General features: G+C 45.5%; 12 protein-coding genes. All 12 read right to left on the bottom strand.

The genetic code is table 11. The annotated features are described in order from the left end of the window. Positions 1–3: 3 nt before the first annotated feature. Positions 4–516 (bottom strand): energy transducer TonB family protein, encoded by a 513-nt coding sequence (locus tag H8K52_RS01345; protein WP_186920704.1) that lies wholly within the window; start codon positions 514–516, stop codon positions 4–6. Positions 517–530: 14 nt separating this feature from the next. After that, positions 531–1,217, bottom strand: a complete 687-nt coding sequence (locus H8K52_RS01340; RefSeq protein ID WP_186920703.1) for an ankyrin repeat domain-containing protein — start codon at positions 1,215–1,217, stop codon at positions 531–533. Further along, positions 1,204–2,019: a TatD family hydrolase gene (locus H8K52_RS01335; RefSeq protein ID WP_186920702.1), complete on the bottom strand. Its 816-nt coding sequence runs from the start codon at positions 2,017–2,019 to the stop codon at positions 1,204–1,206. The genes H8K52_RS01340 and H8K52_RS01335 overlap by 14 nt, the downstream gene beginning before the upstream one ends. Positions 2,020–2,083: 64 nt before the next feature. Next, positions 2,084–3,232 (bottom strand): lipid-A-disaccharide synthase, encoded by a 1,149-nt coding sequence (gene lpxB, locus H8K52_RS01330; protein WP_343044116.1) that lies wholly within the window; start codon positions 3,230–3,232, stop codon positions 2,084–2,086. 14 nt (positions 3,233–3,246) lie between these two features. Continuing rightward, a complete protein-coding gene (gene lpxA / locus H8K52_RS01325; protein ID WP_186920701.1) occupies positions 3,247–4,035 on the bottom strand; it encodes an acyl-ACP--UDP-N-acetylglucosamine O-acyltransferase in 789 nt (262 codons plus the stop codon). A 3-nt stretch (positions 4,036–4,038) separates the two neighbouring features. Beyond that, complete coding sequence (gene fabZ / locus H8K52_RS01320; protein ID WP_186920700.1) at positions 4,039–4,548, bottom strand: 3-hydroxyacyl-ACP dehydratase FabZ; 510 nt, start codon at positions 4,546–4,548, stop codon at positions 4,039–4,041. 1 nt (position 4,549) lies between these two features. Further along, positions 4,550–5,644 carry a UDP-3-O-(3-hydroxymyristoyl)glucosamine N-acyltransferase gene (gene lpxD, locus H8K52_RS01315; protein ID WP_186920699.1) on the bottom strand — a complete coding sequence of 365 codons (1,095 nt, stop codon included), beginning with the start codon at positions 5,642–5,644 and terminating at the stop codon, positions 4,550–4,552. A 2-nt stretch (positions 5,645–5,646) separates the two neighbouring features. Continuing rightward, a complete protein-coding gene (locus tag H8K52_RS01310) occupies positions 5,647–6,165 on the bottom strand; it encodes an OmpH/Skp family outer membrane protein (RefSeq protein ID WP_222613636.1) in 519 nt (172 codons plus the stop codon). A 68-nt stretch (positions 6,166–6,233) separates the two neighbouring features. Further along, complete coding sequence (gene bamA, locus H8K52_RS01305) at positions 6,234–8,588, bottom strand: outer membrane protein assembly factor BamA (RefSeq protein ID WP_186920698.1); 2,355 nt, start codon at positions 8,586–8,588, stop codon at positions 6,234–6,236. A gap of 70 nt (positions 8,589–8,658) precedes the next feature. Further along, positions 8,659–10,032 (bottom strand): RIP metalloprotease RseP, encoded by a 1,374-nt coding sequence (gene rseP, locus H8K52_RS01300; RefSeq protein ID WP_186920697.1) that lies wholly within the window; start codon positions 10,030–10,032, stop codon positions 8,659–8,661. A 1-nt stretch (position 10,033) separates the two neighbouring features. Next, positions 10,034–11,221: a 1-deoxy-D-xylulose-5-phosphate reductoisomerase gene (gene ispC / locus H8K52_RS01295; RefSeq protein WP_186920696.1), complete on the bottom strand. Its 1,188-nt coding sequence runs from the start codon at positions 11,219–11,221 to the stop codon at positions 10,034–10,036. Positions 11,222–11,259: 38 nt separating this feature from the next. Further along, positions 11,260–12,084, bottom strand: coding sequence for a phosphatidate cytidylyltransferase (locus H8K52_RS01290; protein WP_186920695.1), 825 nt, complete (start codon positions 12,082–12,084; stop codon positions 11,260–11,262). Between the last annotated feature and the right edge of the window lie 35 nt (positions 12,085–12,119).

Genomic DNA, 12,119 nt, shown 5'->3' with positions numbered 1-12,119 from the left:
CCATCACTGACTCGCCTGCGGCAAAGCGACCGTTCTTAATTGAAAACGCCCATCCGAATTAAACAACCAAGTTTCGACGATATCGATCTTGCCTTGTTTTAAGAATCTTGCGGGCGGAACAGGGAAAGGCTGCGCCTTGACCAAACTGGACAAAGCGATAGCTTCCGTTTCCCTATCTTTGTTGCTGCGCACGATGACTTTGCTGAGTAAATTTCCTTGCGAATTTACGGAAAATCTCAGCACAATCACCGAACGTAATAGAGCCTGAGGATTGCCAGCATAAATTGTTGCGGCATTCACACGAGAAAGATGATTGGCCAAATCGAGTTGATAGTCCACTAAGGTTTTTGCATTCGACTTGACGATTTTTAGTTGATCAGGCTTGCCAGAATTGTTGTCTGGGATTTTTGGTTTTTCAATGGCAGTATCAGGCTGCGGTGTCTCTGTTTTGGGGGCGCCGCATGCAGTCAACAATAGTCCCAGAATCAACAGAGGTCGGCGCAGTCTAGAGTTCATCGCAATCCGCAAATCTATTTGCGCGCCCTTGTTGATGTCAGCATTAGTTCCTGCAACATGGTAGCAATATCGCGCCGTTCCGACTCCACAGCAAAATCGTAAGCAGTCCAACCCAGCATATTTTTCAAAGATATGTCAGCACCTTCAACAATCAGATATTTGACCACGGCCATCTCACCACGACGCGCTGCCAACATCAATGGTGTGGTCTTATTCGGCGTTTCAGCGTTAACGTCAGCGCGCTGTTTTATCAGCAATTGAATGATTTGAAAATGACCAACAACCGCTGCATAGTGCAATGCAGTCCAACCTTGTTGATTCACTTGCGCACCAGCGTCAATTAGATGCTGAACCGACTCTTTTTGTTCAAGATAAGCCGCTAACATGATCGCGGTATCGCCATTTTTAGCACGTTGATCTAGTTGAGTTTTGGGATGTTGCAACAAGTATTCAAAAACTCTTTGCGAGTTTTCTCTTACACTGATCATTAACAAAGTTTCGCCACGATCCGGCTCGGCGAGATTGATGTCGCCTTGCTGGTCTGCATATTGTTTAATGGTCTTAACATCATCAAATCGAGCAGCACGGATAATTTGTTCTGCTGTCGACAATGACGTTGATGATTGCGCCCATGCTGCAGATGCGAACCACAGTGAAAAAACACAAACTAAAATCAAACGAGGGTAGCTAAGTCGGCGCATGGATTTGTCTTTCAACTTCATTTTTTTGCGCGAACTTAAAAAGATCAAAAAAATTCTGGGTCGTTTGTTCTTGCACCTGTTTCAGCGGCAATTGTTTTAAGTCTGCCAAAAATTCACCAACATGCTTTACAAATCCTGGCTCGTTCATTTTGCCTCGGTGTGGCGCAGGTGCCAGATAAGGAGAATCGGTTTCGATCAATATACGTTCAATCGGCAACTCTTTAGCAACAGCCTGTAAATCTTTTGCGCTCTTGAAGGTCAAAATACCAGAGAATGAAATATAAAAGCCCATCTCAACCGCAGCTTGTGCCACTTCTAAAGGCTCGGTGAAGCAATGCATGACGCCCGCCACGCCACCCTGATCGGTGCCTGCGCCCTCTTCTCGCATAATCCTTATCGTATCCTCCGAAGCTGCACGCGTATGGATAATTAGAGGTTTGCGACTCAAACGCGATGCGCGAATATGCTGACGAAAACGCTCACGCTGCCATTCCAGATCTCCCTTTAATCGGAAATAATCGAGCCCTGTTTCACCAATCGCAATAATCTTAGGATGCTGCGACAACTCGACTAAACGCTCAGCGCTAGGATCTTCTGTATCTTCATAATCAGGATGCACCCCAACCGAAGCATAAATATGCGGATACTGCTCTGCCAACGCCAAGACTTGAGGGAAGTCTGGCAAATCGACCGAAACGCATAAAGCATGCGTCACACCATTGTCTTCCATGCGTTGCAAGAGTTCCGGCAAACGGGCTGCCAATTCTGGAAAATTAATATGACAGTGAGAATCGATATACATAGTGGATATTTCCTGCTGAACTTGAACGCTGATCATGCATCGCGTTGAGTCGTGTAAAAATCGCCTAGCGATTCTGAATAAGATTGAGTACAGCTTGCGCTGAAATCCCTGCGGTGTCACGCAACAAATCGTGATGCATATCAGTAAAGCGCTGTTTTAAACGCCTTTGCAAGGCAACATCATTGAGCTGCTGCCATAATGCGTCAGCCATGTTTTGTGGCGTCGCTGCAGATTGCAAAAACTCTGGTACCAAAAAATCCTCTGCCATGATGTTCGGCAGACCTATCCAAGGCTGGTAACCCATGTGCTTCAACACATGCCAAGACGCTGCCATCATTTTGTAGGCAATCACCATCGGTTTTTTAAATAGCGCGACCTCCAAGGAGGCTGTCCCCGAGGCTACCAAAACAACATCGGCCGCAGCAATCGCGGTATGAGACTTGCCTTCCATGAGCAAAATAGGCACTTCATCTAATTCCGCTGCCAAGACTAATTCCGAATAGTAAGCGCGTTGTTTGGCGCCGACCATAGGCACCAAGAAGTGCAAATGCGGATCGCGTTGTAACAGCAATTTAGCCGTCGCAATAAATGCTGCCGTATTGTATTTGATTTCCGACATGCGACTGCCAGGCAGAATCGTCACAATGCGCGCGTCGGTTTCCAGTCCGAGTTCCTCGCGCGCGGCTTCGACGTCGGGCTCCATGGGAATCACTTGTGCTAAAGGATGACCAACATAGGTCGCAGGTATGCCCGCTTTGCGATAGATTTCTTCTTCAAAAGGAAAGATCACTAACATGTGCGAAACCGCTTCAGCAATTTTTTTGATTCGGCCACCACGCCATGCCCAAATTGATGGACTGATGTAATGCATTGTTGGAATGCCAGCTTGCTTGAGTTGGACTTCGAGGTCCAAATTAAAATCAGGCGCATCGACACCGATAAACACATCGGGTTTTTCATCCAATAATTGCGCCATCAACTGCTTGCGGATGCCGGAGATCTCTCGATAATGCATCAAGACCTCAAACAGCCCACGAACAGAGAGTTTTTCCATCGGAAAATCACTCTGAAATCCATACTCGGCCATGTGCTTGCCACCAATGCCATGCATAAGGGACTCTGGTAATTGAGGGCGCAAGCCAGACAATAAACGGGCTGCCAGCATGTCACCGGAGGTCTCTCCGGCGACCATAGAGATAATAGGACGCGTCACGATGGTCCTAAAAATTAACGCACGATGCCGCGCGTTGAGGTATCGAGGAATTGACGGAATGCAGAAATATGTTCAGCGATTTCCGCCGTTTGTGCAGCGATTTCCTGATCTAACTCGGTTTTCGCTTCATCCAAAGTCAAACCTGATTTGTACAAGGTTTTGTATGCTTGACGAATGGCGGAAATCTGTTCGCGACTAAATCCACGACGTTTCAAACCCTCGATATTGATACCATGCGCGGCCGCTGGATTGCCATTCAAAATAACAAACGGAGGTACATCTTGGGTCAAGCTAGTGCTCATACCAACCATCGCGTGTGCGCCAATTTTGCAGAACTGATGCACATTCGAGAAGCCGCCGAGAATCACCCAATCACCGATATGCACGTGACCTGCCAATGCCGCATTGTTTGCAAAGATCGTACGGCTACCTACGTGGCAGTCATGGGCAATATGGACATAAGCCATGATCCAATTATCGTCACCAATACTGGTCACACCACCATCTTGCACGGTACCTAAATTAAATGTACAAAATTCACGTACCACATTGCGATCACCGATCGTCAATAACGTCGGTTCACCGGCATACTTTTTATCTTGAGGTGCAGCACCTATCGATGAAAACTGGAAGAACTGATTGTCTTTGCCGATGCTCGTATGACCTTCAATGACGACATGAGGGCCGATCTTAGTCCCGGCATCGATACGCACATCTGGACCAATAATTGAATAGGCGCCGACTTCCACGCTGGAATCAAGCTGCGCTTTTGGGTCAATGATAGCGGTGGAATGAATAAGCATATTTTATGCTCCTACAGGAGTTTCGCCAGTTGTTGTCGTCGCTGTTTTCGTTTCATCACTCGTGCTGCGCAAGGTACACATCAACTCTGCTTCCAACGCCAATTGACCATCGACTGTGGCTACCGCTTTGTACTTCCAAATCCCGCGCGCTACACGCAAAATTTCCACATCCATTTTCAGTTGATCGCCAGGACCCACAGGGCGTTTGAAGCGCACATTGTCGATGCCGACAAAATACACAATGGTATTTTCATCGGGTTTTTTGCCCATTGTCAGAAAGGATAAAATCGCGGCTGTTTGCGCCATTGCCTCTACCATCAACACGCCAGGCATGACGGGTTTATTTGGAAAGTGACCGTTAAAGAATTCTTCGTTCGCGGTGACATTCTTAATTGCCGTGATCGTCTTACCACTTTCCCACGTCAACACGCGATCAACTAACAACATCGGGTAGCGATGCGGTAAGTATTGTTTGATCTGATTGATATCTAGGGTCTTATCGATGTTTTCCATACTATTCTTCTGAGTTAGAGGTATTTAAATGTTGATGAATGACTTGAGATGCCTGTGCCTTAACAGTCTTCTCTAATTGTTTGAGCTTGTCGCGCATGCTATCGAGATTGCGCACAATGACAGCGGTCTTTTCCCAATCTGCATTCTTCGCTAAAGGATAAAAACCTGTGTACTGACCTGGCTCATGGATGGAGCGAGATACCATACTTCCAGATGAGATATGAACGTTATCCGCAATCGTCAAATGTCCGAGTACCATCGCGGCACCACCAAACGTGCAGTTCTTACCTATCTTGGCACTACCCGCTACACCAACGCAACCTGCCATGGCGGTATTCTCGCCAATATGGCAGTTGTGACCGATTTGAATTTGATTGTCGAGCTTGACACCATTTTCAATAATGGTGTCAGCCAAAGCACCGCGGTCTATACTCGTGTTCGCCCCGATCTCAACATCATCGCCAACCACCACGCGACCTGTTTGTGGAATCTTAATCCATTTGCCTTTTTCATTCGCGAAGCCAAAACCATCAGCACCAATCACTGCACCCGAATGAATAATGCAACGCTGACCGATAATGCAGTCGTTATAAATGCTGGCATTCGCGTTAATTTGGCTATTATTGCCAATGGCAACACCACGGCCTATCGAGACACCAGCTGCGATAACAACGTGCTCGCCGATCACTGCGCCAGCTTCAATAGAAACATGAGCAGCAATACTCGCGGATGCTGCAACCTCTGCTTGTGGACTAACCCAAGCCGATGGATGAATACCTTGTGCAGGAATGACAGCATGTAAATCGAAAAAATATTGCGCAGCTTTGGCGAAATAGACATAAGGATTAGGCGTAACGATACGCGCACCTTGATAGGCATCCCCGATCTGATGATGATCCTGCTCTGACAATATCAGAGCGACTGCTTGCGTTTTTTCCGCTTGCGATCTGAATTTGGAATTAGAAAGGAAGGTGATATGACGATCGCTCGCATCACTTAATGGGGCAATGCCGACGACCTGAATATCAGGATTACCAATTAACTGACCACCGAAGCGATCGACTAACTCCGCTAGTCGAATGCTTTTATCTGTCATTTTTATTTGGAAAGTGCTTTCAGTACTTTGTCTGTAATGTCGATACGTGGATTCACATAAGAAGCGTCTTGTAAAACGATATCGATTTTTTCGGCCTCCGCGATTTGACGGACGATTTTCAATGCACGTTCACCTAAAGCGATCGCCTCTTCCTGACGACGCTGTGCTAAATCTTCGTTGTAAATCCGCTGCTTACGATTGAAATCCTGATCCATCTCAGCCAATTCACGTTGACGACGCAGGCGCTCGCCCTCAGATAGCGTTGGTGCATCTTTTTCATACTTACGATAGGCAGTACGAAAACGATCGTTAACATCATCTAGATCTTTTTTACGTTTCGAAAATTCCTGCTCAATACGTGAAGAAGCTATTTTTGCAGGTACAGATTCATCCAAAACACGCTGTCCATTAAAAAAAGCCACTTTGAAATCTTGCGCTTGGACTTGTGCGAAAGCAAAAAGAGAAGCTGCGCCGAGCAAAAAATGACGTACCAATTTGGACGGATTAGATATGTGACTCAAAATATTCTCCACATGACAAACTTCAATTTACCAACCAGCAAACAATCAACATATTTCATCAAACAGAATTAAAACCCTGCTCCCATTGTGAACTGGAAGCCTTGGCGTCTATCTTCAGGTTTTGCATTGAGTGCCTTACCAAAGCTCAGTTTCAACGGTCCCATCGGTGAGATCCAACTAATACCCATACCGATCGACGTTCTCAAATCCTTAGGACGGATCTTTTGCCCTTCATCAAAGACATTACCAATATCGAAGAACGTAAACCAACGTAAGGACTTATCAGCGCCAGGAAACGGGACTTGTAGTTCCACGTTACCAACCAAACGTGTAGAACCACCTAAAGTATCATTATTAGGATCTTTTGTTCCTAATGAACCTGGTTCATACCCGCGTACAGATCCGATACCACCTGCATAGAAATTCTTAAATACAGGATAAGGTTTGCCCGACAAACCACGTCCATAATTAATTTCACCATTCATTGCCAAAATTACTGAGCGATAGATAGGTTTGAAATACTCATGTTTGTAGATTGCCCGGTAATATTTAAATTCACCGTAGGCAGACAATTCGAAATTAATACGTTGATATCGACCAATTGATGGTGTAATCACATTGTCGCGACTATCACGTTGCCATGCTAACGAGAGTGGAATCGAGTCGTTAATCGCGGTACCAACACCCCAAATGGAACTTGTCGGATTTTTCTCGACCCCAGCACCACCAAAATCAGCAACATATTTTTTATAACGATAAGGACTGTCTAGGTAAGTATCGATTTTTGATCGTTCCAGACCGACACCAAAAAACACCGTATCCAATTCTGAAAAAGGAATACCGTAGCGAATATTTCCACCTGAAGATTGAATACGATAGTAACCATAAGAGCCGATTGGCGGCAGTGATGTACGAATATAAGCATCAATGCTACGACTAATACCATCATCTGTTACATAGGGATCCACATGTGTTAATGCGATCGTCCGATTGTATTTGCTGGTGTTAATATCTAGACCTATCGTATCACCACTACCAAAGGCGTTCACTTGTTGAATTGAGCCTGTGATGGTAACTTTTTCGGCACTTGAGTAACCCGCACCGATCATGATATTGCCGGTTGGTTTTTCGGTTACACTCAAATTGACGTCAACCTGATCGGTACTAGTTGGCACTTCAGGTGTATCGACAGTGACCTCTTTGAAAAAGCCTAAGTACTCAACACGGTCACGTGACACTTTAATTTTTTCACCGTCATACCAAGAGCCCTCGAATTGTCGGAATTCACGACGTATGACTTCATCACGAGTACGGGTATTGCCAGCCAAATTAATGCGACGAACATAGACGCGTTTACCTGGGTCAACAAAGATGGTGAAGGCAACTTCTTTTTTCTCTTTATCAATCAATGGATTCGCGACAACGTTCGCAAATGCATAACCAAAGTTACCCATGCGATCAGATATCCGCTTTGTGCTAGCGGTCAACAAAGCAGCGTTATACGTTTCATTTTTCTTAAGCAACATCAAGGAGGCCAGCTCGTCTTCACGGCCAAAAGTATCGCCTTCTATCTTGACGTCAGTGACTTTATATTTATCACCCTCATCGATATTGAGCGTAATGTAGACCTGTTTTTTATCAGGCGTAATTGAAATCTGGGTCGAAGTCACTTGCATTTCTAAGTAACCACGATTTTGATAAAACGAACGAATTGTTTCTACGTCACCAGACAACTTCTGTTTAGAGTATTGATCTGCTTTCGAATACCAGCTAAACCAAGTTGGCGTGCTTAATGTCAGCATTTCTTTCAATTCACCATCAGAAAATGCTTTATTGCCGATGATATTGATTTGCGCGATCTTGGCGATATCGCCTTCATCGACAACAAAAGTCACATTGACGCGATTGCGCTCAATCGGCGTAATTGTTGTCGTAATCTGCGCACCATACAAACCGCGTGACAAGTACTGTTTCTTTAATTCTTGTTCAGCACGATCAACGGTTGCTTTATCAAAAATCCGGGTTTCACCAACACCGATATCTTTTAATGCTTTTACCAACTGTTCTTTTTCGAATTCTTTCGTACCTGTGAAATCAACAGTCGAAATTGTTGGACGCTCGTCGAGCAAAACCACCAACACACCATCTTCCACCTCGATCTGCACATCTTTAAAGAACCCTGTTGCAAACAGAGCCTTGATGGCCGCGATACTTTTGGCATCATTAAAAACTTCGCCGACACGAACCGGTAAATAACTAAAGACGGTACCAGCTTCGGTTCTTTGCAAACCTTCAACGCGAATTTCTTTGACTGTAAATGGCTCAATTGCTAGGGCATGACCGGAACACAAAGCTAAGGCTGCTGTGGCGAGGAGGTGACGAGGAAATGCTGGCAAAGTTAAATTCTCTAATGGTAATTTCATTGGGGTTTTTCAGTCTCAATATTTCTACTTGATTGCAGCTTTTACAATACAGCAATGAATAAGCTGCGTATTATGACATCTGTCGGACGATATCATTAAAAAAAGCGACAAGCATTAAACACAACAGCACAGTTAGCCCTCCTCGCTGCGCCATCTCTACATATTTCTCAGGGATTGCTTTCCCCGTTAAAACTTCCAGCGAATAATACAACAAATGACCGCCATCTAACACAGGTATGGGTAGCAAATTCATCACTCCCAAGCTAATACTAATTAATGCGATGAATTGCAGGTAGCTAATCCATCCCACTCTAGCGGTCTGACCTGCGTAATCAGCAATCGTAATTGGGCCGGTGATATTGCGCCACGACACTTCACCAGTCAGCATTTTACCTATCATTTTCAGCGTCAGAACACTAGTATCCCAAGTGCGTACTGCTCCGCGATAGACCGCCTCTGAAGCAGAATACGATAACACCGTCATCTCCAACTGCCCCTGTGGCGCAACTTGAATCCGACCAATCAACTTGCCGTTCTCTTCCACCGCGTCAGGTGTAATTATCACTTCAAACTCTTGTCCCGAACCAAGCACTAACATCGTCAACGGTTTATTCGGCGATGCGTTGACGATGTCCCGAAATGCCTGGCTATCCAACACTGCTTGATCATTGATTTCGATGACTTGATCACCAGCTTTTAACCCAGCTTTACTGGCAGGTCCACCGGCAACTACGTCATTGAGGATCGCAGGTGGACGGAAAAACTCTATGCCCAATTTCTGCAAAAAATCTGACTCAAAATCGACAGCACTTAATTGAGACAGAGGGAGTTTGAATTCCAACTGATCAAGGCTAGAACTCCGATCGAGGTTCTTACGCGCAACTTGTATGCGCACCTCCCGCTTATCTAGGCCCAATTGCAGTAATTTCCATCGCATGTCCGACCATGATTGAATCTGTTCGCCATTGACACGCTGAACCAAATCGCCCTGCCTTAGCCCTGACACATAAGCAATGGAAGATTCAGAAGAGATGCGCAACTTCGCGACGGGATCTGGAGTGCCGTAGGAAAACAAGGCAGCAAATAAAACGATGGCTAAAATAAAATTGAAAACCGGCCCCGCAGCGACAATCGCGATACGCTGCCAAACGGATTTCCGAGAAAAATCACCCGCTAATTCTTGTGGTGTTGCTTGAGACGTATCGACTTCACGCGAATCATAAAACTTCACATAACCGCCTAATGGGATCGCTGACAAAGTCCATTCCGTTTCACTGTTCGCGAACTTTTTGATCCACAATGGTTTCCCCATGCCAACGGAAAAACGCAAAACTCTGACACCACATAAACGAGCAACCCAAAAGTGTCCTAGCTCATGAAAGATAATGAGGATACCAAGTGCAAAAACAAAGGCGATAACAGTTTGTAGGAATTGAAAAGTCATCTCACATCCCTAAATTTGCTGCACAATCGGTCGCAATCCTGCGAGCCTGATGATCTACTTCGAGGATGGACGCCAAATCGGACAAACTTTGTGTTTCAATTCGTGACAAAGTTTCAGCAACGACCGCTTCAATCTGCATGAAACCTAATTTTCCTTGCAAAAATGCTTCCACAGCAATTTCATTTGAGGCATTCAACACAGTAGGCGCCGATGCCCCCGCCCTTAAAGCTTCATAAGCCAAACGCAAACACGGAAAGCGCTCCATGTCAGGTTTAAAGAAATTCAATTGTAGAAATTGGCTCAAATCCAAAGGCGCTACTCCAGATGCAATACGCTCTGGATAGGCAAGGCCGTAGGCGATCGGTGTACGCATATCAGGATTTCCCAGTTGCGCAAGCAACGATCCATCCACATATGCCACCATAGAATGAATCAAACTTTGCGGATGAATCAAGACTTCAATCTTATCAACAGCGGCTCCAAACAACCAATGTGCCTCGATGACTTCCAAGCCTTTGTTCATCATGGTGGCCGAGTCGACCGAAATCTTTCGCCCCATGACCCAGTTAGGGTGCGCGATTGCTTCCGCAGCAGTGACTTGTGACAAGGTCGAAATTTCACGATTAAGAAACGGCCCACCGGAAGCGGTTAATATGATCTTGGAAATGCCACTTGCATCTAAATCGCGTTGGTAACCATGGGGCAAACATTGAAAAATGGCATTATGTTCACTATCAATCGGCAATAAGGTCGCACCACTTTTAGCAACGGCATCAATAAACAATTGCCCAGACATGACCAAAGCTTCTTTATTCGCCAACAAAATTCTTTTGCCAGCCTGCGCTGCAGCTAGTGAAGCGGGCAAACCTGCGGCACCAACAATCGCGGCCATCACCACATCACAGTCAGTAGCACTAGCAACTTCACACAACGCTTGGGCACCATGCAAAACCAGTGTTGTCGATGAAAATTGCGCCAGTAACTCTCGTAATTCTTGGGCTAAATTTTCATTGGCAACAACCGCAAACTGCGGTTCAAATTGCTGGCATTGGCTAGCCAATTTAGTGACTTGCGTGTGTGCTGTTAATGCAAAGACTTTATAACGATCAGGATGCCGAGCGATCACATCCAGCGTCGAAATTCCGATGGACCCGGTCGATCCTAAAATACAGATACTTTGTTTTTGCATACGTTTCGACGAGGCTGATTAATTAAAGCTGTGTTTGATCACAAATTCCACAGTGCCACAAACATCGCAGCGAACGGCAACACCGGAATAAGCGCATCAATTCTATCTAAGACGCCGCCATGGCCAGGTAGCAAACTACTGCTATCCTTCATTCCGATACGACGCTTCAATAAGGATTCAAACAAGTCACCGATGACGCTCGCAATGGCGATGAGTATCATCAAAATAACTAATGCGACTGGTCCTTGATGCGTGTAAATTCGAGCTGGCAAAGTTTCTGATAGCGAAGGAACAGCCACACAAAGGAGTGCAAACAAGAGCACCAAAACTCCACCACCAATTGCGCCTTCCCATGACTTACCTGGAGAAATCGTTGGCGCAAGTTTGCGTTTGCCAATCGCCTTGCCAACAAAATACGCACCGATATCAGCAATCCAGACCAAGGCCAACACTGAAAGTAACAACTTGGCCGATTTACCAAACAGGTAACTCATTGCGACGAAGCATCCAAAAATCGCGACCGCATACACACCACTAATCAAGCCACTGGCGAAGCTATTGACATCTGGCAGCCCAAATTTCAAGCTCGGAACCAAGCCAAAAACCCAGAATAGAACGCAAACAGTGAAAAGCGTTTGCAAGGAAAAACTGGTGTTTTGCAACGTCAAATAAGCAAATGCAAATGCCCACACTGCAGAGATAAGGATGGCGCCGGGCTTATTAAACAAACGCTGACTTTCCCACATCGCAGCAGCAAGAAAAATTGCCGCCGCCGCTGTAAATGCAAGGCTAGACCCAGAAAATACGATAGGCACCAAGATAGCTAGCAACACTATGGCGGTAATGATTCTTGTTTTTAGCATAGGAGCAATCCGATATGAGTGAAAAAGTTAAATAC

The organism is Affinundibacterium seohonense (assembly GCF_014284305.1).
Lineage (GTDB): Bacteria > Pseudomonadota > Gammaproteobacteria > Burkholderiales > Burkholderiaceae_D > Undibacterium > Undibacterium seohonense.
Note: the sequence above shows the minus strand (reverse complement) of the source record. Positions and strands in the feature narration are given on the sequence as shown.